Source organism: Sphingobium sp. LF-16 (assembly GCF_003711185.1).
Lineage (GTDB): Bacteria > Pseudomonadota > Alphaproteobacteria > Sphingomonadales > Sphingomonadaceae > Sphingobium > Sphingobium yanoikuyae_A.
Window position 1 is genome coordinate 4,319,973 of the sequence record NZ_CP029335.1, and the last position, 22,694, is coordinate 4,342,666.

General features: G+C 63.5%; 27 protein-coding genes. 18 read left to right on the top strand and 9 right to left on the bottom strand.

Annotation, left to right across the window (positions count from 1 at the left end; all coding sequences use genetic code 11):
* Positions 1–80: 80 nt before the first annotated feature.
* A complete protein-coding gene (locus tag DIZ22_RS20330) occupies positions 81–998 on the bottom strand; it encodes a DMT family transporter (protein ID WP_048936263.1) in 918 nt (305 codons plus the stop codon).
* Between the two features lie 30 nt (positions 999–1,028).
* On the bottom strand, positions 1,029–2,087 hold the full coding sequence (locus DIZ22_RS20335) for a DUF3667 domain-containing protein (RefSeq protein WP_048936264.1): 1,059 nt from the start codon (positions 2,085–2,087) through the stop codon (positions 1,029–1,031).
* A gap of 230 nt (positions 2,088–2,317) precedes the next feature.
* On the opposite strand from DIZ22_RS20335, the gene DIZ22_RS20340 reads away from it, so the two are divergent.
* Positions 2,318–4,609 (top strand): TonB-dependent receptor, encoded by a 2,292-nt coding sequence (locus tag DIZ22_RS20340; protein ID WP_122928696.1) that lies wholly within the window; start codon positions 2,318–2,320, stop codon positions 4,607–4,609.
* Between the two features lie 660 nt (positions 4,610–5,269).
* Here DIZ22_RS20340 and DIZ22_RS20345 read toward each other — a convergent pair.
* Both DIZ22_RS20345 and DIZ22_RS20350 read right to left on the bottom strand, forming a co-directional pair.
* Positions 5,270–6,790 (bottom strand): fumarate hydratase, encoded by a 1,521-nt coding sequence (locus tag DIZ22_RS20345; RefSeq protein WP_048936266.1) that lies wholly within the window; start codon positions 6,788–6,790, stop codon positions 5,270–5,272.
* 101 nt (positions 6,791–6,891) lie between these two features.
* Complete coding sequence (locus DIZ22_RS20350) at positions 6,892–7,548, bottom strand: glutathione S-transferase family protein (RefSeq protein ID WP_048936443.1); 657 nt, start codon at positions 7,546–7,548, stop codon at positions 6,892–6,894.
* Between the two features lie 614 nt (positions 7,549–8,162).
* On the opposite strand from DIZ22_RS20350, the gene DIZ22_RS20355 reads away from it, so the two are divergent.
* From DIZ22_RS20355 to DIZ22_RS20380, 6 genes are all read left to right on the top strand, one after another.
* On the top strand, positions 8,163–10,049 hold the full coding sequence (locus tag DIZ22_RS20355) for a ribonucleoside-diphosphate reductase subunit alpha (RefSeq protein ID WP_010336832.1): 1,887 nt from the start codon (positions 8,163–8,165) through the stop codon (positions 10,047–10,049).
* A 129-nt stretch (positions 10,050–10,178) separates the two neighbouring features.
* Complete coding sequence (locus DIZ22_RS20360) at positions 10,179–10,442, top strand: hypothetical protein (RefSeq protein ID WP_048936267.1); 264 nt, start codon at positions 10,179–10,181, stop codon at positions 10,440–10,442.
* 11 nt (positions 10,443–10,453) lie between these two features.
* On the top strand, positions 10,454–11,506 hold the full coding sequence (locus DIZ22_RS20365; RefSeq protein ID WP_004209931.1) for a ribonucleotide-diphosphate reductase subunit beta: 1,053 nt from the start codon (positions 10,454–10,456) through the stop codon (positions 11,504–11,506).
* A gap of 241 nt (positions 11,507–11,747) precedes the next feature.
* Positions 11,748–12,002: a hypothetical protein gene (locus DIZ22_RS20370; RefSeq protein ID WP_048936268.1), complete on the top strand. Its 255-nt coding sequence runs from the start codon at positions 11,748–11,750 to the stop codon at positions 12,000–12,002.
* 54 nt (positions 12,003–12,056) lie between these two features.
* Positions 12,057–12,251, top strand: a complete 195-nt coding sequence (locus tag DIZ22_RS20375; protein ID WP_048936269.1) for a hypothetical protein — start codon at positions 12,057–12,059, stop codon at positions 12,249–12,251.
* A 288-nt stretch (positions 12,252–12,539) separates the two neighbouring features.
* A complete protein-coding gene (locus DIZ22_RS20380) occupies positions 12,540–13,208 on the top strand; it encodes a glycine zipper 2TM domain-containing protein (protein ID WP_048936270.1) in 669 nt (222 codons plus the stop codon).
* A gap of 32 nt (positions 13,209–13,240) precedes the next feature.
* Here DIZ22_RS20380 and DIZ22_RS20385 read toward each other — a convergent pair whose 3' ends face one another.
* Positions 13,241–13,813 (bottom strand): thermonuclease family protein, encoded by a 573-nt coding sequence (locus DIZ22_RS20385; RefSeq protein WP_048936271.1) that lies wholly within the window; start codon positions 13,811–13,813, stop codon positions 13,241–13,243.
* A 151-nt stretch (positions 13,814–13,964) separates the two neighbouring features.
* Between DIZ22_RS20385 and DIZ22_RS20390 the strand changes: the two genes are divergently transcribed.
* Positions 13,965–14,381 carry a globin gene (locus DIZ22_RS20390; protein WP_048936272.1) on the top strand — a complete coding sequence of 139 codons (417 nt, stop codon included), beginning with the start codon at positions 13,965–13,967 and terminating at the stop codon, positions 14,379–14,381.
* A gap of 3 nt (positions 14,382–14,384) precedes the next feature.
* Here DIZ22_RS20390 and DIZ22_RS20395 read toward each other — a convergent pair whose 3' ends face one another.
* Positions 14,385–14,699, bottom strand: a complete 315-nt coding sequence (locus tag DIZ22_RS20395) for a hypothetical protein (RefSeq protein WP_048936273.1) — start codon at positions 14,697–14,699, stop codon at positions 14,385–14,387.
* Positions 14,700–14,864: 165 nt separating this feature from the next.
* Here DIZ22_RS20395 and DIZ22_RS20400 point away from each other — a divergent pair, with 165 nt between their 5' ends.
* The 5 genes from DIZ22_RS20400 to DIZ22_RS20420 all read left to right on the top strand — a co-directional run bounded on the left by DIZ22_RS20400 (position 14,865) and on the right by DIZ22_RS20420 (position 17,901).
* The gene (locus tag DIZ22_RS20400; RefSeq protein WP_004209940.1) at positions 14,865–15,245 is read left to right on the top strand and encodes a RidA family protein; all 381 of its coding nucleotides are present in this window, start codon (positions 14,865–14,867) and stop codon (positions 15,243–15,245) included.
* A gap of 15 nt (positions 15,246–15,260) precedes the next feature.
* A complete protein-coding gene (locus DIZ22_RS20405; protein WP_007711205.1) occupies positions 15,261–15,617 on the top strand; it encodes an ArsC family reductase in 357 nt (118 codons plus the stop codon).
* Positions 15,614–16,660 carry a glycerophosphodiester phosphodiesterase gene (locus DIZ22_RS20410; protein WP_048936274.1) on the top strand — a complete coding sequence of 349 codons (1,047 nt, stop codon included), beginning with the start codon at positions 15,614–15,616 and terminating at the stop codon, positions 16,658–16,660. Before DIZ22_RS20405 ends, DIZ22_RS20410 begins: the two co-directional genes overlap by 4 nt.
* 94 nt (positions 16,661–16,754) lie before the next feature.
* Positions 16,755–17,180 (top strand): Rrf2 family transcriptional regulator, encoded by a 426-nt coding sequence (locus DIZ22_RS20415; protein WP_048936275.1) that lies wholly within the window; start codon positions 16,755–16,757, stop codon positions 17,178–17,180.
* Positions 17,181–17,244: 64 nt separating this feature from the next.
* Entirely contained in the window at positions 17,245–17,901 is a 657-nt protein-coding gene (locus DIZ22_RS20420) for an MBL fold metallo-hydrolase (RefSeq protein WP_048936444.1), read from the top strand.
* Here DIZ22_RS20420 and DIZ22_RS20425 read toward each other — a convergent pair.
* Positions 17,898–18,326 (bottom strand): MAPEG family protein, encoded by a 429-nt coding sequence (locus DIZ22_RS20425; RefSeq protein ID WP_026108754.1) that lies wholly within the window; start codon positions 18,324–18,326, stop codon positions 17,898–17,900. The genes DIZ22_RS20420 and DIZ22_RS20425 overlap by 4 nt on opposite strands.
* A gap of 206 nt (positions 18,327–18,532) precedes the next feature.
* Here DIZ22_RS20425 and rpmF point away from each other — a divergent pair, with 206 nt between their 5' ends.
* The 5 genes from rpmF (at position 18,533) to DIZ22_RS20450 (ending at position 21,618) form a co-directional block, all read left to right on the top strand.
* Positions 18,533–18,712 (top strand): 50S ribosomal protein L32, encoded by a 180-nt coding sequence (gene rpmF / locus DIZ22_RS20430; RefSeq protein WP_004209950.1) that lies wholly within the window; start codon positions 18,533–18,535, stop codon positions 18,710–18,712.
* Between the two features lie 66 nt (positions 18,713–18,778).
* Entirely contained in the window at positions 18,779–19,804 is a 1,026-nt protein-coding gene (plsX, locus tag DIZ22_RS20435; RefSeq protein ID WP_010336845.1) for a phosphate acyltransferase PlsX, read from the top strand.
* Positions 19,801–20,769, top strand: a complete 969-nt coding sequence (locus tag DIZ22_RS20440) for a beta-ketoacyl-ACP synthase III (protein WP_026108753.1) — start codon at positions 19,801–19,803, stop codon at positions 20,767–20,769. Before plsX ends, DIZ22_RS20440 begins: the two co-directional genes overlap by 4 nt.
* A 125-nt stretch (positions 20,770–20,894) precedes the next feature.
* A complete protein-coding gene (gene ihfA, locus DIZ22_RS20445) occupies positions 20,895–21,191 on the top strand; it encodes an integration host factor subunit alpha (RefSeq protein WP_004209953.1) in 297 nt (98 codons plus the stop codon).
* A gap of 82 nt (positions 21,192–21,273) precedes the next feature.
* Positions 21,274–21,618 (top strand): MerR family transcriptional regulator, encoded by a 345-nt coding sequence (locus tag DIZ22_RS20450; RefSeq protein WP_010336848.1) that lies wholly within the window; start codon positions 21,274–21,276, stop codon positions 21,616–21,618.
* A gap of 6 nt (positions 21,619–21,624) precedes the next feature.
* Here DIZ22_RS20450 and DIZ22_RS20455 read toward each other — a convergent pair whose 3' ends face one another.
* Both DIZ22_RS20455 and DIZ22_RS20460 read right to left on the bottom strand, forming a co-directional pair.
* Entirely contained in the window at positions 21,625–22,149 is a 525-nt protein-coding gene (locus DIZ22_RS20455; protein WP_048936276.1) for a GNAT family N-acetyltransferase, read from the bottom strand.
* A 2-nt stretch (positions 22,150–22,151) separates the two neighbouring features.
* On the bottom strand, positions 22,152–22,694 hold the full coding sequence (locus DIZ22_RS20460; protein ID WP_017499105.1) for a histidine phosphatase family protein: 543 nt from the start codon (positions 22,692–22,694) through the stop codon (positions 22,152–22,154).

Here is a 22,694-nt window from a genome sequence, read left to right on the forward strand (position 1 = left end):
TGGATGGTAAAATATCGGTTATCATACTGACACGGATGTCAGCTTCGTCAGAATGATGCCTCCGCACCGGCCCACACCCCCTACAGCGCCCCCAGCAGCGCGAGAACCACACCGCAGGCGACCAGCATCAGCCCCATCGCCTCGCTGCGCGCCATCCGTTCGCCCAGGTAGAAATGGCCGAACGCCATGGTGAAGGCGACCTCGATCTGGCCGACGATCCGCACCAGCGCGACCGGCGCGGTGGCAAAGCCGGTGAACCAGCAGGCCGATCCCATCGCCGACAGGAAGCCGACCTGGCCCGACACGCGCCAGCTGGTGAACACCTTGCGCATCTCGCCCGGCTCGCGCAGCGCCAGATAGCCGCCCTGGAGCAGCGTCTGCAGCAGCACCGTGACGCTCAGCACGATCAGCGCGGCATGGATCGGATCGCCCCCGCCCACCTGCTGCGTCGCGCGGCGGATGCCGATCGCGGTCAGTGCGAAGAAGAATCCCGATGCAATGCCGGTGATCGCCGCCGGCTGGCCCAGCGCACGCAGGAAATCCATCGGCCCCATCCGCTTGCCCCCGGTCGACAGCAGCATGACGCCGGCGACGCCGCAGCCGATGCCGGCGCAGGTCAGCGCGCTCAGCCGCTCGCCCATCAGCAGGAAGGACAGGATCGCCCCCTGCACCGCCTCGGTCTTGGAATAAGCGGTGCCGACGACGAAATTGCGATGGCCAAAGGCCATGATCAGCAAATTGGTGGCGATGATCTGGGCCAGCCCGCCGGCCAGGCAGAAGGGTAGGAACAGCCGGCCCAGCACGGGGAAGGGCGCGGGGAAGAGCAGCTGATAGCCGCCAAGCAGGATCAGCGCGAAGGGAATGCCGTAAAGATAGCGGACCAGGCCCGCCGCATTGATCGACAGCGTCTTGCCCACGCGCCGCTGCACCGCGGTGCGCCAGGCCTGCGTGGCCCCGGCCATCAGGGTGGCGGGCAACCAGATCGGGGACGTAATCATGCGCGCCCTATACAATAGGGACGCGACCCGTCACCCCATCATCATCAGGAAGGCGAAGAACAGCGACAGCGACGCACAGGCAAAGCCGTACAGCAGCGGCAGCCGCAGCAAGGTGCCGCTGCGCGAAAGCTGATAGGCATCCTTGAACTGGCGATACATGTGCCAGGCCGCGAACAGCAGCAGCACCAGCGTCACCAGCCCATGGGTGATGCCGACCGCCGTCAGGATCATCGACAGCGAGAAGAGCAGCGACATGAAGGCGATCGAATAGGTCACATAGATCGCATGGTCATAAATCTTGAACCGGCGGCTGAACGGGAACAGCAGCCACAGGAAAGGCAGCGATATGACGATCAGCAGCCAGGAGAATTTATAGGCATTGGCCTTGAGCTTGTAATAGGCGAATTCGGGATCCTTGGCCGCCGCGCTGATCGCCTTGCCGACCGTATCGGCGACGTTCTTGTTGACGCCTTCGCCGGTCAGCGAGTCGGTCAGGCCGCTCGCCAGCGACAGGCCCTTCCGCTCGTCCTGCGCGTCCTTCAGTTTTTCCTGCAATGTCTCGCGCCGGCTCGCGCTGATCCCCGGCTCGGCCAGTTGCGCCTGCACCTTGGCGATGCGGGCATCGGCCTTTTCCTCTTCCTTCTTCAGCTCGGCGATTGCCTCGCTGTTCATCTTCACCTGGTTGCGCGCGCCTTCCGGCCCATGATGGCTGGTCAGCGAGAAGATCGCGTACATCAGGAAGGCGCTGAACAGGAACAGGGCAAAGGGCGATACGAACTTGGCCCGCTCGCCATGGATATAGCGGCGCGTCAGCTGTCCGGGGCGCAGCGCCAGCTCGGGCAGGGTGGTGAAGATCTTGCCCTCGAAATGCAGCACGCCATGGGCCAGGTCATGGCCGATCGCGGCAAAGCTGCGATGCAGATGCGCGGCCTGGCCGCATTCGGGACAATAATTGCCCGTCACCGCCGTGCCGCAATTAAGGCAGGCGCCATGGCCGGCCTCATGGGCTTCCCCATGGCCTGGCTCGACCGCCCGTGCCAGCATGCCCCCGGTGATCGCGTCACCCGCTGCTTCGATTTCCCCTGTCATGAGCGGGGACGATAACAAGCGTGTATGACGCTTGCCAGTCACCTTGGCGCGCGGATCGCATTGTGTTGCATTGTTACAACGCTCGGCAATATTCCGACATGTTCCCATGTTGGGCAGGGCGAGCGTCACCGTCCCGCCACAAATCGCGCCTAGCGGCGATGGCATCCCGGACGGCAGGCGCAGGGGCGCCGCTTTCCCGGACGCAAAAGCAATATTATCGGGGAATAACCTTGTCGAAATTCACTTTCGCACGGTCGGCGCTGCTGCTGACCTCGGCCTTCGGTGCGCTCGCCCTTGGTGGCGCCGCCCATGCGCAGGAAGCGGGCGCTGACGCCGGCCAGCTCGACGAGATCGTCGTGACCGCCGAGCGCCGCTCGGAAAATCTGCAGAAGGTGCCCGTCTCGGTTGGCGTCGTGCAGGGCGATGCGCTGCGCAACCTGACCGCCGGCGGCGGCGACATTCTCGAACTCGCCGCCCGCGTGCCCGGCCTCTATGCCGAAACCACCACCGGCCGCATCTTCCCGCGCTTCTACATCCGCGGCCTGGGCAATATCGACTTCTATCTCGGCGCATCGCAGCCGGTGTCGATCATCCAGGACGATGTCGTGCTGGAACATGTCGTGCTGAAGTCGAACCCGGTGTTCGACGTCAACCAGGTGGAAGTGCTGCGCGGCCCGCAGGGTTCGCTGTTCGGCCGCAACACCACGGCCGGCATCATCAAGTTCGACACCATCCGTCCGTCGATGGATTGGGAAGGTCGCGCCCAGGCCAGCTATGGCAGCTATAACACCGTCACCTTCGACGGCGGCATCGGCGGCCCGATCGTCGCGGATAAGCTCGCCTTCCGCGTCTCGGCCCTCTACCAGCATCGCGACGACTGGGTCGACAACACCTACACCGGCCCCAGCGCCGACGGCACCGTGTCCCCCAAGAAGGACGCGATGGGCGGCTATAATGAGAAGGACGTGCGCCTTCAGCTGCTGATGACGCCGACCGAAAATGTCTCGATGCTGACCAGCGTCCATGCCCGCGACTATGACGGTACCTCGACCATCTTCCACCGCGCCGGCCTCACCAAGGGCAGCAACAGCGTGTCGGGCGAACCCCGCTCGAAGATCGCGCTCGATGAAGCGATGAACAACCCGCAGGCCTACAAGACCTATGGCGCGTCGGAAAATATCGCGATCGACATGGGCCCCGTTACCCTGACCTCGATCACCGCCTATGAAACCACCTCGGGCTACAGCCGTGGCGACACCGATGGCGGCGCGGGCGCGGACTATCCGGTGAACGGCGTGGCCAACGGCTTCGGCCAGAGCCAGGGCAATGTCCGCGATCTCGACCAGCTGACCCAGGAAGTCCGCCTCGCCAGCAATGGCGACAGCGCCTTCAAGTGGCAGGTTGGCGGCATGTATTTCGACAGCCGCGACACCACCGATTTCTACCAGCGCGCCTATTTCCTGACCGGCACCGCCAACAATCCCAACAACTGGGTGCGTCTGCGCAACAAGAATGAAAGCTGGGGCCTGTTTGGCCAGGCGAGCTACGAAGTGGTACCGGGCCTGACCATCACCGCCGGCGGCCGCTACACCAAGGACACGAAGGAAACCCGTCTGGTCCGCGCCACCGCCAATGCGGCGGGCGTCTCGACCTATGCCGGCCGTCGCTATGTGAAGCTGACCGGCAAGGAACCGAGCTGGGACGTCAGCGCGCTGTATGAAGTCAGCCCCGAGGTCAGCCTCTATGCCCGCGTCGCGCGCGGCTTCCGTGGCCCGACCATCCAGGGCCGCTCGGCGGTGTTCAACAGCGACTTCACCACGGCGGATTCGGAAACGATCATGTCGTACGAAGGCGGCATCAAGACCAACCTGCTGGGCAACCGCCTGCGCTTCAACCTGTCGGGCTTCGCCTGGAAGGTGAAGGACATCCAGCTCAACGGCAATGACGTGAACGGCAATGGCGTGTTGTTCAACGCCGACGCCGCCAAGGCCTATGGTCTGGAAGCCGATCTGGAAGCGCGTCCGTTCGACAATCTCACTTTGTCGGCCGGCCTCAGCCTGCTGCACAGCGAGATCAACGACAAGAATGTCTATGCCCAGGTCTGCACGCTGAACGGCGTGGTCGTCTGCACCGTGGAAGACCCGACCGTCACCAACGCGCGCGGCGTCTTTGCCCAGATCGACGGCAACCCGCTGCCCAACGCGCCGAAATACACTGCCAACATCGCGGCTCGTTATGACATGCCGCTGGGCAATGGCGGCAAGATCTTCGCGGCGACCGACTGGAACATCCAGGGCTACACCAACTTCGTCCTCTACAAGACGAAGGAGTTCTACTCGAAGGGCGACTTCGAAGGCGGCCTGAAGATCGGCTACACCGCGCCGGACGGCAAGTACGAGATCGCCGCCTTCGCCCGCAACATCACGGGCGAGAAGAATATGAAGGGCGTGATCGAAAACTATATGGCGCCGGTGTTCAACGAACCCCGCATCATCGGCGTGTCCTTGAGCGGCAAGCTGTAAGAGTAAGTCCTATTCCTCCCCATGCGCAGCATGGGGAGGGGGCTGCGCCCTTTCTCCGTTCGTTTCGAGCGAAGTCGAGAAACATCATCGGTACCAGAGAAGGCGCGCCATCTACATGATAGCGCGCCTTCGTCGACTAGATCGTTTTCTTAGATGTCCCGCCATCGACGCATAATGTGCGCTTGAGAAAAGAGATTAGCGGTCGGCCAGATTTGCCCTCATTGCTCGCAAACCACCAAATGCCGAGAGCTATGCCTATGGGGATGAGGGCCGTGATGGCCTTTACGGCCGTATAGATAATTGGGTCAGCCGGTGGATGATCTGGTCGGTAAATGATCAACGCTACGCTGCCCCAAAGCGCTCCGACCGTCATGGGAACTAGGAATAGCACAAATTGGATACCCGGTATCAATCGCCCCACAATGCGTGTGCCAGCCATCTCCGGTCGCAATTTTGCTACGAGCTTTGGCTCTGAGGAGCGATTAATCCAGTCGAATGCGCCAAGCCACATCACCAATATGTGGCCTATAAATTTACCTCGTGCTCTCAGGTCCGCAGGGCGTTCCCACCGGGGTACGAATTTTGCCTCCAACCGCCGCCGGCACTCGTCCGGCGGCAGAGGAGAATAGAAGTCTATCTTCGTGCCAAAAGGCCGAAAGCTCATGCCTTCTCCAGCAGCTTCTCTTTCCTGATCTTTTCCTGCCACACCAGCGGGGCGAGGCGGTGGACATTCTGGCCTTCGCTATCGACGGCGACGGTGACGGGCATGTCCTCCACCGTGAACTCGTAGATCGCTTCCATGCCCAGATCCTCGAAGCCCACGACCTTGGCTTCCTTGATCGCGCGGGCGACCAGATAGGCCGCGCCGCCGACCGCCATCAGATAGGCGCTCTTGTGCTTGGCGATGCTGTCGGTGGCGGCCGGGCCGCGCTCGGCCTTGCCGACGCAGGCGGCCAGGCCCTGTTCCAGCATCATGTCCATGAACTTGTCCATGCGCGTCGCGGTGGTGGGGCCGGCCGGGCCGACCACTTCGTCGCGCACCGGATCGACCGGGCCGACATAGTAAATCACGCGGCCCTTGAAATCGACCGGCAGGGTCTCGCCCTTCTCCAGCATGTCGGCGATCCGCTTGTGCGCGGCGTCGCGGCCGGTCAGCATCTTGCCGTTCAGCAGCAGGCGGTCGCCATGCTTCCAGCCCTGCACCTGTTCCGGCGTCAGCGTGTCGAGGTCGACGCGGATCGCTTCCTTGCTCGGCTTCCAGTCGACCTGCGGCCATTCACTGAGCTTGGGCGCTTCCAGATAGGCCGGGCCGGACCCGTCGAGGGTGAAATGCGCGTGGCGGGTCGCGGCGCAGTTCGGGATCATCGCCACCGGCTTGCCCGCCGCATGGCAGGGATAGTCGTGGATCTTGATGTCGAGCACGGTGGCAAGGCCGCCCAGGCCCTGCGCGCCGATGCCCAGCGCATTGACCTTGTCGAACAGCTCGATGCGCAGTTCCTCGATCTTGTTCTGCGGGCCGCGCGCCTTGAGCTCGCCCATGTCGATCGGGTCCATCAGGCTTTCCTTGGCCAGCGCCACCGCCTTTTCCGCCGTGCCACCGATGCCGATGCCCAGCATGCCCGGCGGGCACCAGCCCGCGCCCATCTGCGGCACCATTTCCAGCACCCAGTCGACGATCGAATCGCTGGGGTTCATCATCTTGAACTTGGTCTTGTTCTCGCTGCCGCCGCCCTTGGCCGCGACGTCGATGATCACCTTGTTACCCGGCACCATTTCCACGTTGAGCACGCAGGGCGTGTTGTCCTTGGTGTTCTGGCGGCTGAAAGCGGGATCCTTCAGGATCGACGCGCGCAGGCGGTTCTCGGGGTTGAGGTACGCCTTGCGCACGCCCTCATCGATCACCTCCTGCATCGACCGGCTATTGTCGTCCAGCCGGCACTCCATGCCCCACTTCACGAAGACATTGACGATGCCGGTGTCCTGGCAGATCGGGCGATGCCCTTCGGCGCACATGCGGCTGTTGGTCAGGATCTGGGCGATGGCGTCCTTCGCCGCCGGATTGGCTTCGGCCTCATAGGCCTTACCCAGTGCCCGGATATAATCCATCGGGTGATAGTAGGAAATGAACTGGAGTGCGTCGGCGACGCTCTCGATGAGGTCGGCGGTCTTGATGACGGTCATCTACCCTGGTCCCTATTCTTGCGGCCCGCCTCTGCACGGCAGGTCCCTGCAAGGCGGGGCTATAGGCCTTTGAGGCGATGAGTCCAGAAGAGGGTTGCGGTTCAGGACGCAAGCGGCCCGTCGGCAAAGGGAAAATTCTGCCACCAGGGCTGCATTTCGCGCAGCACCCGCGCAAAGCTCGGCCGCGCCTCCAGCCGGTTCAGATAGGCGCCCAGCACCGGATGGCCGGCGCGCAGCGGCACGATCCTGTCGGCATAATAAAGCGAGGGCGCCGCCGCGCAGTCGGCCAGCGACAGATGATCGCCCGCTGCCCAGGTCCGCCCCGCCAGTCGATCCTCCAGTACCGCATAGATGCTGCGCAGCGCCGCCACATTGGCGGCCACGCCATGGGGATCGCGCGCATCCGCGGGCCGCAGCCGGTCGGCCACCAGCGCCTGCATCGGCCCCATCACATAATTGTCGAACAACCGGTCCATCAGCCGCACCTCGATCGCCGCATCGCCATCGACCGGGATCGGGCGAAAGGTGCCGGGTTCGTGCCGGCCCAGATATTCGACGATGATGCTCGCCTCCGCGATCGTCGCGCCGCGCACCGGGTCATGCAACACGGGGAATTTGCCGAGCGGCCAGAGCGCCTGCCATTCGGCCAGGGCCGCTTCATCCTCCAGGATGCGCGGGGTGAAAGGCGTGCCATTTTCGTAGAAGGCGATCAGCACCTTCCAGCAATAGGAGGAGAGGGGATGGTAATAGAGGATCATGCCTGCCTCCCGATCGCTGCGGATGGATTCGCCTGCCTTCCCATCATCATAGCGTATCGCGCGACGATATGCAGGGGGACGATAAAGGCAGCGATTCAACAGATTGTGGTCGCGTCCGTGCCTCTGCCCCCATGTCATGATTTTGTCGCCAATCGCGCGACGCGCGCATTTGCGTGGCAAGGCAAATTTATTTTTTAATTTCATAGGCCCCCCTTGTCTTTTCTAAGGCCCTTGGAAGTCCGCGCGTCGTTGCGCTATGGGGTGGCGTGTCAGCGACGAAACGAATCCCGGCGTCGATGAACCGAGTCCCCGAACTGTCATTTACCCTCTTGCGTGTCGGCGGGGCTGTGGCACTATCTGTGGTATCGGGACCAAGGGGGTCACCCAATAGATTGTGATTGCATTGTCGGACCTGCTTCCGGCGATATGGGGCTTTTGTCCTTGCGATCGGATCGGTTGACCCCATTTCTGTCCCGGCCCGATCGGGTTCATGCTATGATGCCTGGGTGCGCCCCGGCATTGCTGGACCGAATCGAACGGAACAGGAACAATCGGGGGCTCGCATGGACTTTCGAGATAGTGAACAAGGTGGAAACGGCGACGTGGCGACGGTAATGGACGAGCGTATCGAGGATCTGGTGGACAAGGCCGAGCCCAAGGCTGCCAAGGGCAAGGCGACCGAGTCCGCGTCGTCCAAGATTCATGAGCGTCGCTTTCATGTCGTGACGGATTCGTCGCGCGATGCGCTGCTGACCGAATTCGGCAAGGACACGCTGAACGATCGCTATCTGCTGCCCGGCGAGAGCTATCAGGATCTGTTTGCCCGCGTCGCCGCCGCCTATTCGGACGATGCCGACCATGCGCAGCGCGTCTATGACTATATCTCCAAGCTCTGGTTCATGCCGGCAACGCCCGTGCTGTCGAACGGCGGCACCGGCCGCGGCCTGCCGATCAGCTGCTATCTGAACTCGGTCGACGACAGCCTGGAAGGCATCGTCAACACCTGGAACGAGAATGTCTGGCTCGCCTCGCGCGGCGGCGGCATCGGCACCTATTGGGGCAGCGTGCGCGGCATCGGTGAGCCGGTCGGCCTCAACGGCAAGACCAGCGGCATCATCCCCTTCGTCCGCGTGATGGATTCGCTGACCTTGGCGATCAGCCAGGGCTCGCTGCGTCGCGGCTCGGCCGCCTGCTATCTCGACGTCTCCCACCCGGAGATCGAGGAGTTCCTCGAAATCCGCAAGACGAGCGGCGATTTCAACCGCAAGGCGCTCAACCTGCACCATGGCGTGCTGCTGACCGACGAGTTCATGGAAGCGGTGCGCGACGGCAGTGATTTCAACCTGCGCAGCCCCAAGGACCAGTCGGTGCGCGGCACCGTCAATGCTCGCGCGCTGTTCCAGAAGCTGGTCGAGGTTCGTCTCGCCACCGGCGAACCCTATATCGTCTTCTCCGACACGGTGAACCGGATGATGCCCAAGCATCACCGCGACCTGGGGCTCAAGGTCTCGACGTCGAACCTCTGTTCGGAAATCACCCTGCCGACGGGTCGCGACCATCTCGGCCAGGATCGCACGGCGGTCTGCTGCCTCTCCTCAATGAACCTGGAAACCTGGGATCAGTGGAAGGATCATCCGACCTTCGCGGAAGACATCATGCGCTTCCTCGACAATGTGCTGCAGGACTATATCGACCGCGCCCCGCCGGAAATGGCCCGCGCCAAATATAGCGCCAGCCGCGAACGCTCGGTCGGCCTGGGCGTCATGGGCTTCCACAGCTTCCTGCAGGCACGGGGCATCCCGTTCGAAGGCGCCATGGCCAAGTCGTGGAACCTGCGCATCTTCAAGCATATCAATGCCAAGGTGAACGAGGCGTCGATGATGCTGGCGCAGGAGCGCGGGCCGTGCCCCGACGCCGCCGATCAGGGCGTGATGGAGCGCTTCTCCTGCAAGATGGCGATCGCGCCGACCGCGTCGATCTCGATCATCTGCGGCGGCACCTCGGCCTGTATCGAGCCGATCCCGGCGAACATCTACACCCACAAGACGCTCTCGGGCAGCTTTGCGGTGAAGAACCCCTATCTGGAAAAGCTGCTGGTCGAAAAGGCTAAGGATTCGAGCGCCGTGTGGAACTCGATCCTGGAACGCGGCGGCTCGGTCCAGCATCTCGACTTCCTGACCCAGGAAGAAAAGGATGTGTACAAGACCAGCTTCGAGATCGACCAGCGCTGGCTGCTCGAACTGGCGGCCGATCGTACCCCCTATATCGACCAGGCCCAGTCGCTGAACCTGTTCATCCCGGCCGATGTCGAGAAGTGGGATCTGCTGATGCTCCACTTCCGCGCCTGGGAACTGGGCATCAAGTCGCTCTATTATCTGCGCTCCAAGTCGGTGCAGCGCGCCGGCTTCGCCGGTGGCGTGGAAGCGGACAACACGATCGACGCCCCCAAGTTCGAGATCGGCGAGACCACCGACTATGACGAGTGCCTCGCCTGCCAGTGACGCCTTAATTTCCTCTCCCCTTGTGGGAGAGAGTGTTGGGTCGGCCATGCCCCCGGCATGGCCTGAACAGCGCGGGGCGCTGTTCACCCAACGCTGGGCCCGCGCCACGTTGAGCAAGAGCATCTAACCATGGCATTCCTGGTAGCTATCTCGCTCTTCTCGATCGGTTATGGTGTCTATGCCATGATCTGCTCGGGGCGAATTGCGGAACAAAATGCCGCCTTCATCGCCAGCGGTGAAGAGACCTATTTTGAACAACGACGGAGTTGGCAGGCCTATGGCACAACCCCGCCGGATGACATGGCGGCCGTTCGCAAGAGGGGGCGCCGAGAAATTATCATTGGTGCGATCGGACTGATCGTCGCTGCACTTTTTACTTATTTTGCGAACTGAGGAGTTCGACGATGCCCCTTCTTCAAGCCTCCAAGGTCTACAAGCCCTTCGAATATCCCTGGGCCTATGAATTTTGGAAGCGCCAGCAGCAGCTCCACTGGCTGCCCGAGGAAGTGCCTCTGGGCGAGGATTGCCGTGACTGGGCGCAGAAGCTCAGTGACCATGAGCGCAACCTGCTGACCCAGATTTTCCGCTTCTTCACCCAGGCCGACGTGGAAGTGCAGGATTGCTACCACGAGAAGTACGGTCGCGTGTTCAAGCCGACCGAGATCAAGATGATGCTGACCGCGTTCAGCAACATGGAAACGGTCCATATCGCCGCCTACTCGCATCTGCTCGACACGATCGGCATGCCCGAAAGCGAATATTCGGCCTTCCTCCAATATAAGGAGATGAAGGACAAGCATGACTATCTCGCCCAGTTCGGCGTCGACACGGACGAGGATATTGCCAAGACGCTGGCGATGTTCGGCGGCTTCACCGAAGGCCTCCAGCTCTTCGCCTCCTTCGCGATGCTGATGAACTTCCCGCGCTTCAACAAGATGAAGGGCATGGGCCAGATCGTCACCTGGTCGGTCCGCGACGAAACCCTGCATTGCGAAGGCATCATCAAGCTGTTCCACAGCTTCGTGAAGGAACGCGACTGCCTGACCGCATCGGTCAAGGACGACATCATGGACATGTGCCAGAAGACCGTCCGCATCGAGGACGCGTTCGTAGACCTGGTCTTCGAAATGGGCCCGGTCCCCGGCATGACGCCCAAGGACATCAAGAAATATGTCCGCTACATCGCCGACTGGCGCCTGGGGCAGCTGGGCCTCAAGCCCATCTACATGATCGACGAGCATCCGCTGCCCTGGTTGACCCCGCTGCTCAACGGCGTGGAGCATGCCAATTTCTTCGAAACCCGCGCGACCGAATATTCGAAGGGCGCGACCCGTGGCCAGTGGAACGACGTCTGGGACGCGTTCGACCGCCGCAAGAAGCTCAAGGGCGCCGAAGCGGCCAATGTCGACGAAAGCGATCCGGACATGTTCAAGGCCGCCGGCATCGCGGCGGAATAAGATCACAGCGCGACGCGCCATGCGCGTCGCGCTGTGATCAAGCCCGCGCGGCGCTGACGCGTTTAAGGCTGCTGATCAGCCAGCATCACGGCAGCTTGCAAAGGGCTTTCGACCTGTTCGAGGGGAGGGGAGGCGCGGGGAGCGCCTCCCCTTTTTTGTGCGCTGCTGGAGCGCCCCGCATCGCGTCCATAACGGACCAGTCTCGCGCCGGAATGGCGATGTCCTGGGCTATGGTCCGGTCATGAGCAGCGCCGTCGATCCCCCATCTCCGCCATTTTACGTCTTCGTCTGCAATGTCTGCGGCAGCGATCAGGTTACGCGCGAAGCCTGGGCGGCCTGGGACGTCGCGACCCAGGCCTGGATCCTCAACACGGCCTTCGACTTTGCCTATTGCCATCGCTGCCTGGGCTATGCGCAGCTCGACCGGCTGCTGCTGACCAGCCCGCCATCCGGCTTGCCGTCCCGCACCCCGGCCTTCCCGCCGGCGCCGGGCTGATCGGCGCGGCGGGCGTGACGCTTCCTTAACCGCCGCCATGCCAGACCGGTCGCCATGTTCGGCGTCCGACTCCGCTCCCTCTTCACCAGCCGCTGGATGGCCCTGCTCTGGGCGATATTGGTGCTGCTGAGCGCGATCCAGTTCGTGGGCAGCGATGGCGGTGATCAGGCCGGCGCGGATCAGACCGCGACCGCGGCGCTGGACGGTCTCGACAACAGCCAGCGCGCCATCATCGCCAACACGCTCTGAAAGGCGCAGGGCGGGCGTCGCGGACGCGCTGTCCTATTCCTTCCCGCAGGCCTATATTGCCGTCTGGCGTCGGGCCTGTCTTTGACGCTCACTTGTTCCAAAGTGACAAATGTTGGAAATTAAATGTCAGAATGTGCGGGAAATATGCGAAGTTAAGCGCAGCATTTCCTATTTCGGGAGAGGGGGGCTGCGCTTGGTCTCGTCATTCTGTTTCGATCATGCAACATTGTTCCCGGCAAACAGTTCTGACCCGCATCCCGTCGATGCGGAAAGTGGAGGACCGATGCGATGCCCAATGCCCTGAAGGCCATGATCGCCACGCTCGCCCTTGGGGCGATGGCCATTTCCACTCTGCCTGCTGCTGCCCAGCATCGGCCGAACGATCATCGCCCCGGTGGCAGCCAGCATGGCCGTCCCGGCGGTTCCAACGCGCATCGGCCGCCCAGCCATGGCGGCAATCATGCCCAGCGACCGCCCCAGGGTGGTCGCCCCGGTGCCCAGCGTCCGCCCCAGCCCGGCCGGCCGGGGGCAGGCCGCCCGCCCCAGCCGGGCCGGCCCGGCAATGGTCGTCCGCCCCAATATGGCCGTCCCGGCAACCATCGCCCGCCGCCGCCCCGTGGCAATTATCGCCGGCCCGGCCCGCCGGTCTACGCCTATGACTGGAACCGGCCCGATCCGCGCTATGGCGGCCGCTATCGCCCCGACCGCTATTATCGCGGCGGCTATGCGCCGATCCGGGTCGACCGCAGCATGCGCATCTATCGCGGTTATGACGACCGCTATTATTGCCGCCGTTCGGATGGGACCACCGGCCTCATCATCGGCGGCGCGATCGGCGCACTGATCGGCGGCCAGCTCGATCGCGGCTATTCCAACACGGCGGGCATATTGATCGGCGGCGGCGCCGGCGCGCTGCTCGGCCGCGAGATCGACCGCGGCAGCCTCAGCTGCCGCTGATCGGAAAAAGGGGGCTAGGACGCCCCCTTTTTTCAGCACCAGGGGTGGCGGCGTCCGTCCCAGGTCCGGGCCAGCCCTTCGTCCACCAGCTGCTGGCCGATCGACTGACCATCACGCGTCACGATCCGCAGCGCCCGGCCATATTTGTCGGTCGCCCGTCCGTCGATCTCCAGCGAGAAGGGGCCGGCATTCATCAATTGCTGCAACCGGCTGGTTGCCCGCGCGCCCAGCGCGCCTTCCTCCGAGCAGCGCGGCCCATGGGTTTCGGGCGTGTCGATGTCGGCGATCCGATATTTCTCGCCCCGGAACCAGAAAGTGTCGCCATCGACGACGCAATTGGTCCCGCCGCCGCTATGGCAATAGCCGAAATCGGCCGATAGCTGGTCGGCGCTGGCGCTTGACGGAGCGGTGCCGGTCGACGCCGTCGGCATCGCGATCTCGGGTGCCAGCCGCGCCCACCAGTCGGGCGCCTGCCAGCCGATCATCATCCCCAGCGCCAGCACCAATCCCAGTGTCTTGCCGCTGAAGCCGCTGCGCCGCGCCGCCTCCCGGCGCCAGAATGTGTCGATGCGGTCGGGGGTGAATCGGTCGGGGCGTCTGGACATGGCGCGCCCCTAGCAGGTTCAAGAAAAACAGAGGGTTAAATCTGATCCGGCTTGTCGCCATTTCGGGGCGAACCGGCGTTTGATCGGGATCAATGTGGGAAGCGCAGGGGATGCGCAGGGTGCGCCGGCCTCAGCCCATGGAGATTGCCGCATGAACGCCGCCGCGCCGCCCAGCCCCTATGTCCGCATCGGCGGCGAACCGGTCGTCCGCGCTATCGCAAACCGCTTCTATGACCTGCTGGAAAGCGACCCGGCCTATGTCGAGCTGCGCGCCATTCATGCCGCCGACCTCTCCGTGGTGCGCCACGGCCTCACCCGCTTCCTGTGCGGCTGGCTGGGCGGCCCACGCGACTGGTTTCAGCGCGGCACCTGCATCATGTCGCTGCACCGCGCCTTTCCGATCACGCCGCAACTGGCCGATCAATGGGCGACGGCGGCCGCCTGCGCCATCGCCCTGCAGGAAGATCTCGACACCGACATCGCCGACGCCATGGCGGAAGCGCTCGGCCATATGGCGCGCGGCATGATCAATTTCGGCCTCGCGCCGGCACAGGCGCACCCCCGCTAGCGGCTAGTCGTCATCCTCATTGAGGATTTCGTCTTCCTCGCCATCATCCTCGTCGTCCATGCGCGGCTCGCCGTCGAACGCGCCCTCGTCGATCCAGCCGGACCGGTCCATCTCGTTCATCTTGTCGACCAGGTCGGGGACATCGTCGGGGATGATCTGCGCCGGGTTGCTCCGCCCGCCATGCTCGCTCTCTTCGCTCAGGTCGCTGCTCCGGCCCAGCGCATCGTCGGCGACGTCGTTCGCCTGGGTGCCGGCATCGGCCTGTTCGCTATTCTCCTCACTCTCGTCGGGGAAAGGGCGATTGTCGGACATCGTCATGGCGCGTCTCCTTGCAGGGGCATGTCCCCCTCCAACGATCACCCCATTTTCCCGTTCCGTGCAAGCGCGCCCGGAAACGCACTGGACAGCGCGGAACCAAGGGGGCAAAGGCCGTCGCGATCCTTTTCGCCCCGATCCTTTTCGCATCGCAACAGGAATCCCTCCATGTCCCGCCAGCTCATTTCCTCCGGCTCGCCCTTCGAGGCGCAGGTCGGCTATTCGCGCGCCGTCGTCCAGGGCGACTGGTGCTTCGTCGCCGGCACCACCGGCACCGATCCCGAAACCAAGATCATGCCCGAAAGCGTGGTCGATCAGGGCGTCAACGCGCTCAAGGTGATCGGCAAGGCGCTCGAAGACGCCGGCTTCTCCTTTGCCGATGTCGTGCGCGTCACCTATTATATCACCGACCCTGCCTATTGGGACGATCTGGGCAAGGCCACAGCGCCCATCTTTGGCGAAATCCGCCCGGCCGCCAGCTGCGTCGTCGCTGGCCTCATCAAGCCGGAGATGAAGATCGAAATCGAAGTCACTGCCTTCAAAGGGTAACAGGGATACAGCATCATGATTACCATGTACGGCATCAAGAATTGCGACACGATCAAGAAGGCCCGCAACTGGCTGGATAATGAGCGCGTCGCCTACAGCTTCCACGATTATAAGGTCGCGGGCGTCGACAAGGCCAAGCTGGAGGAATGGGTGATGGAGCATGGCTGGGAAACCATCCTCAACCGCTCCGGCACCACCTTCAAGGCGCTCGACGCGGGTGACAAGGCGCATATCGATGCGGACAAGGCGATCCTGCTGATGATCACCAACCCGTCGATGATCAAGCGCCCGATCCTCGACACCGGCAAGGGCACGATCGTCGGCTTCAAGGCGACGACTTATGAAAATGCGCTGAAAGGCGTGATGGCGTGATCGGACGGGGGCTGCTGGGCATCGGGGCATTGCTGATGATGGGCCTGCTCCCCCTCTCTGCCGTCCGGGCCGCCGACCCGCTGATCATCGCGCATCGCGGTGCCAGCGGGGAGCGGCCTGAACATACGCTCGCCAGCTATGAGCGGGCGATCGACCAGGGTGCCGACTATATCGAGCCTGATCTGGTCCTGACCAAGGATGGCGTGCTGGTCGCCCGGCATGAGAATGAGATTGGTGGCACCACCGACGTCGCCGACCATCCCGAATTTGCCGATCGCAGGACGACCAAGACGATCGACGGCGTGGCCATGACCGGCTGGTTCACGGAGGATTTCACCCTCGCCGAATTGCGCACCTTGCGGGCGCGTGAGCGCCTGCCTGATCTGCGTCCGGCCAATGTCCGCTTCAACGACCTTTATCTCATCCCGACCTTCGAGGAGATATTGAAGCTGGTCCGGGCCAAGGAGGCGGAGCAGCATCGTCGCATCGGCCTCTATCCCGAAACCAAGCATCCCAGCTATTTCGCCGGCATCGGTCTGCCGCATCAGCAGGTGCTGCTCGATCTGCTCGGCAAATATGGCTACACCAATGCCGACGATCCGGTCTTCATCCAGTCGTTCGAGGTCGGCAATTTGAAGGCGCTGCATGAAGCGACCCGGCTGCGCCTGATCCAGCTGGTCGATGCAGAGGGCGGGCCCGCCGACGAGCCGGGTACCACCTATGCCGACATGATGACCGTATCGGGGCTGGAGGCCATTGCCGGCTATGCCACCGGTCTTGGTCCGTCCGCCGCCATGGTGCTGGCGCCTGAAGGGCCCACGGCGCTGGTGGGCCGCGCCCATGATGCCGGGCTTCAGGTGCATATCTGGACGCTCCGGATGGAAAACAACTTCCTGCCCGACCAGTATAAGCGCCCGGATGATCCGCAGGGCCGGGGCGATTTCGCCGGCTATGTTCAGGCGATCGCGGCGACCGGTGTCGATGGCATTTTCAGCGACTTTCCCAGACAGGCCCGCGACGCGCTGGGCGGTACGACGCCCTGATCGGCGATATCGCGCAAATTAAAGCGCATTTTCCCTTCTCTACTCTGCGGCTCGACTTGCCAAAGCCGGGCCGCAGGCGAATAACGAACAGACCATGTTGTCCCAGAAGACCCGTTACGCCATCCGCGCGCTCCAGCATCTTGCCGACCGCTATCGCCAGGGGCCCGTGCCTCTAAACGAGATTGCGACGCGCCAGAATATCCCGGCGAAATTCCTGACGGTGATCCTGTCCGAACTGTCGCGCGAAGGGCTGGTGGCGACCCAGCGGGGCCGCGACGGCGGCTATTGGCTGGCGCTGGCACCGGTCGACATCAGCTATGGCGATATCGTCCGCCTGACGCGGGGATCACTGGCTCTGACCCCCTGCGCCAGCCGTTTCGCGCATGAAACATGTACCAACTGCCTGCCCGAAAGCGAATGTCGCCTGCACCGGGTGATGCTGCGCGTCCGCGATGAAACCGCCAAGGTTCTAGACAGCATCAGCTTGGCTGAACCTTTCGCCGCTGAAGGGCTGGCATAAGGGGCAGCGACGCCGGAGTGTTGACGCCCTTGCGCTCGCCATGCCGCTTCGCCACATCAGCGCGATGACCACGCCGCCGCTCAAAGCCGCCCTGATCCCCGTCACCCCGCTGCAGCAGAATTGCACGTTGTTCTGGTGTACGGAAACGATGCGCGGCGCCTTTGTCGATCCGGGCGGCGACCTGCCGGTGCTCAAGCGCGCTGCTGAGCAGCATGGCGTCACGATCGAAAAGATCCTCGTCACCCATGGCCATATCGACCATTGCGGCCAGGCCGGCGTGCTGGCCCGCGACCTCAATGTCCCGATCGAGGGGCCGCATGAGGATGATCGCTTCTGGATCGATCGGCTGCCGCAGGATGGCGAGCGCTGGGGTATCCCCGGTGAGAGTTTCGAGCCCAGCCGCTGGCTGGTCGACGGCGACCAGGTGACGGTCGGCAATCTGACTTTCGACGTCTATCATTGCCCCGGCCACACGCCCGGCCATGTCGTCTTCCACCATGCGCCGAGCCAACTCGCGATCGTGGGCGACGTGCTGTTCAAGGGATCGATCGGCCGCACGGACTTTCCGCGCGGCAATCATCAGGACTTGATCGACGCGATCACTGGCAAACTCTGGCCGCTGGGCGGCCAGACCGCTTTCGTCCCCGGTCATGGCGAGATGAGCAATTTCGCCTATGAACGGCGGACCAATCCCTATGTGGCCGATTCCGTTCTCGGTTAAACGCGCGCCATCGCCGGCGGGGCAGGCACGGCGCGAGTCGCGCCATAGGCGACATAGAGCGCCGCGACCGCCAGGCCGAGCATCACGATCCAGGTGAGCAGCGCGCCGCCCGCGCGCCAAACCGTCGGCTTGTCCGCGTCCATGCCAAAGCCATGGGCGATTCGCGCCAGCGCATAGATCATCGCCCCGATCCACAGCCACAGCGGCGCGCCGATCGCCATTTCAATCAGGCCAAAGAGAATCAGCACGATCGGCGTATATTCGATGAAATTGGCGTGCGCCCGCATTCGTCGGGCCAGCAACATATTCCCCGAGTCGCCGTGCAAAAGCTTCGCGCCCACGCGGATTCGCGCACAGCGCACCGCCAGCCAGAAATTGATGAGCGCACAGGCCGCGGCCAGTGTAAGCGTGATCGGCAACAACATGGGCATCCCCCTATTCGACGGGCCGTCACCATAGGCGCGGCGGGCCGGCGGGCAAGGAAGGACTTGCACCATCTGCAAAAACGGCTATAGGCGCAGGGCTTCGCGATCAACCGGGCCGCATGGTCTGCGGCACCCGTGCCGTCGGCGTCTCATTTGGAAACCGGCCAGTCGCATAACCAGATTTAATTACGGAAACAGGTGCCGACATGGCTGTCCCCAAAAGGAAAACTTCCCCGTCCAAGCGTGGCATGCGTCGTAGCCACGATTCGCTGCGCGTCGAAGCATTCCAGGAATGCTCGAACTGCGGTGAACTGAAGCGTCCCCACAATCTGTGCGACGCGTGCGGCCATTATAACGGCCGCGAAGTCATCGCCGTCGGGGCGTAAGACTTTTTCGATCTCCGCAAAGGGGTGATCTCAGTGTCCAGCCAACCGCGAATCGCAATTGACGCGATGGGCGGGGATGAAGGCGTGCGGGTGATGATGGCAGGCGTTGCGCTTGCCCGTCGCCGGCACGAAGGACTCCGCTTCACCCTTTTCGGCGACGAGACCCGGATCAAGGCGGCTCTCGACAACCACCCCAATTTGCGAGCGGCGTCGGAAGTCGTGCATTCCGACACGATCGTCGAGGGCACGGACAAGCCCAGCGTCGCGATTCGCAAGAAGAGCAGCTCGATGAGCATGGCGATCAACGCCGTGAAATCGGGTGATGCCGGTGCGGCGGTTTCCGCCGGCAATACCGGTGCGCTCATGGCGATGGCGAAGCTGGCGCTGCGTACCATGCCCGGCGTCGATCGACCTGCGCTGGCAGCGATGCTGCCCACCCTTGGCGACAATGATGTCGTCATGCTCGACCTTGGTGCCAATACCGAGTGCGATGCGCGCAATCTCGTCCAGTTCGCGGTGATGGGCGCGGCCTATGCCCGCATCGCCCTCGATCTGGAGCGGCCGCGCGTTCGGCTGCTCAACATCGGCACCGAAGAGCTCAAGGGCACGGACGAGATCCGTGATGCCGCCGCCGTGCTGCGCGCGGCCGACACCCTGCCATTCTCGTTCGACGGCTTTACCGAAGGCGACAAGATCGGCCGCGGCGAAACCGACGTGATCGTGTGCGACGGCTTTTCGGGCAATGTCGCGCTCAAGACGGCCGAGGGCACCGCCCGCTTCGTCGCCGACCTGCTGCGCCGCGCCTTCTCCAGTTCGCTGCGGTCGAAGATCGGCTTCCTGATCTCGAAGCCGGCGATGCACCTGCTCAAGCATCATCTCGATCCCAATAACCATAATGGCGCCGTCTTCCTTGGCCTCAACGGGGTCGTGGTGAAGAGCCATGGCAGCGCCGATGCCAAGGGCGTGGCCAATGCGGTGCATGTCGCCGCCCGCCTGCTGGAAGAGGATATCACGCGACGCATCGCCGCCGATATGGCCGGGGTGCAGGATCTGTCCGCCGTCGCGTCCAAATTGGAGCTGCCCGTCAAGTGATGCGTCGATCCGTTCTCCTGGGCACGGGCTCGGCCCTGCCCGCACGCGTCGTCACCAATGCGGAACTGGCGCAGACCGTCGACACCAGCGACGAATGGATCGTCGAACGGACCGGCATCCGCACCCGCTATATTGCCGGCGAGGGGGAGACCACGACCACGCTGGCGACTGACGCCGCGAAGCGCGCGCTGGAGGCCGCTGGCCTCGCCGCGCAGGATATCGACCTCATCATCCTGGCGACCGCCACCCCTGACCAGACTTTCCCGGCCAGCGCCACGCTGGTGCAGGCTGCGCTCGGCATCGATGACTGCGTCGCCTTCGACGTCGCGGCCGTCTGCTCGGGCTTCCTCTATGCGATGACGGTCGCCGATTCGATGATCCGCTCGGGCGCGGCGCAGCGCGCGCTGGTGATCGGCGCGGAAACCTTCAGCCGTATTCTCGATTGGGAAGACCGCGCGACCTGCGTGCTGTTCGGCGATGGTGCCGGCGCCGTCGTGCTCGGCGCGGAGGAAAGCGCGGACGGCCAGCGTGGCATCCTCGCTGCCAAGCTGCATGCCGATGGCCGCCACAACCAGCTTCTCTATGTCGATGGCGGTCCCTCGACCACCCAGACGGTGGGCAAGGTCCGCATGAAGGGGCAGGAAGTCTTCCGCCATGCGGTGGTGAATCTCGCCACCGTGCTCAAGGAAGTGATGGCGATGGCGGAGATGACGCCCGCCGACATCGACTGGCTGGTGCCGCACCAGGCCAATGCCCGGATTCTCGACGCGACCGCGCGCAAGCTCAAACTGTCCCCGGACAAGGTCGTCGTCACCGTCGACCAGCATGCCAACACCTCGGCCGCCTCGGTGCCGCTGGCGCTGGATGCGGCGACCCGCGATGGTCGGATCAAGGCCGGCGATCTGATCGTGCTGGAAGCGATGGGCGGTGGCTTCACCTGGGGCGCCTGCGTCCTGCGGGTCTGATACGGCGGCGAAACGATCGCCCCTACGTATCTGACCTGCTTGCCGAATCACCCAACATGCATCACATTTGTGTCGCAATCATTTGCCCTGGCAGATGATGCAGGGGGGCACATTGGGGATTTGCGATGACCGGCACTGGCACACTGACCCGCGCTGATCTGGCGGAGAGCGTCAATCGTCACATTGGCTTGTCCCGCGCGGAAGCGGCGGCACTGGTCGAATCGATCCTGGAGCATATGTCGACTGCGCTGGAGCGCGGCGAAAATGTGAAAATTTCGAGTTTCGGTACCTTCGTCCTGCGCGACAAGAATGAGCGCATGGGGCGCAACCCGAAGACCGGGATCGAGGTGCCGATCGAGCCGCGCCGGGTGCTCACATTCCGCGCGAGCCAGACGATGCGGGACCGGGTTGCCTCGACCTGAGGCAATTCGGTCAGCTTTTGTAATATTGGCGTATATTTACCGTAGTTGACCTTTACGGGACTATGGGTGCAACATTGCGCCCATGGAAAAGGCCGAGGGCGCATTTCTGACCATCAGCGAACTGGCGACAGAGCTGGGTCTTGCCCAACATATTTTGCGCTATTGGGAAACCCGCTTTCCGCAATTGCGTCCGCTCCAGCGATCGGGCAACCGGCGCTACTATCGTCCTGCCGATGTGGCGCTGGCACGGCGCATCAACCAGTTGCTCAATGTCGAGGGCTTCACGGTCAAGGGCGCGCAGAAGGCGCTGGCCGATGGCACGGACGACATAGCGGTCGATCCGCTGCCCGCCGCGACGCCGGAGCCGGACCTGATCGCCCGGCTCGAAGCCATCCGGGCCGATCTGGCGCGCGCCTTGGGTCGCTGATCCCGCTCAGAGCGTCCGGGCATAGACAAGGTCGCGGAACGGCACGTCCCCGACCATGAAGGTCAGTTCGCCGATCTCGACAAAGTCATGCCGGGCATAGAAGCGCCGCGCCCGATCATTCTGTGGATAGACGGCCAGCAGCAGCCGGCGAGCGCCGCGTCGCCGGGCCTCCGCCAGCACCAGCGCCATCAGCGCATCGCCATTGCCGCCGCCCTGCCATCCGCTCAGCAGATAGATGCGCTTGAGTTCGACATCCGCCCGGTCGTCGGTCGGTACCGGCAGGTCGGGCGGCGTGATCAGTGCATAGCCCACCGGCGCGCCCAATGGCGTCTCGCCGATCAGGATCGTCTGGGCCGGATCGGCGAGGGCTGCACGATAATAGTCCTCGCCATGCGCCTTGCGGATATGGGCGACCAGCGCCTCGCCGGGATGGTCATGGGCAAAGCTGGCCAGGAAGGTGGCGCCGCCCAATATCGACAATGCGGAGGTATCGGAGGCGACGGCCGGGCGCCAGTGAATCGGCGTGGTCAAGCTCAGCGCGATCCCGGCCCCAGAGCCGGGTCCAGGTCGCGGGGGCGGGTGAAGCTCAGCAATGTGCCGCACTTGTCCGTCGTCGCGTCCCACTGGTCGATGGCGAGATCCATCACCGCGATGCTGGCGGTCGGGAATTTGATCTCCACATCCTCGCGCAGCGGATTGGCGCCATCATCGGGGACCAGGCTCAGGATCAGTTCCTCGAAGCCGGGATTATGGCCTGCCATCAGCACGCTGTCCGCCTCATCCGGCAAATCGCGCAGCACGTCGATCAGGGTCGGGGCGGAGGCCAGATAGATGCGCCGGTCCCAGCGCGCGTCCAGCGTTTCGCCATAACCAGTGAAGAAGGTGTCGAGCGTCTGGACGACGCGGGCAGCGGGGGAGGCGACCAGCAGGTCGAACCGCATATCCTTGCGCGCGGCGAACTGGCCCATCAGCAGCGCGGCCTTTTCTCCCCGGCGGTTGAGCGGCCGATCAAAATCCCGCGCGACCGGATCGTCCCAATCGGACTTGGCATGGCGCAACAGGGTCAACCGCTTCAT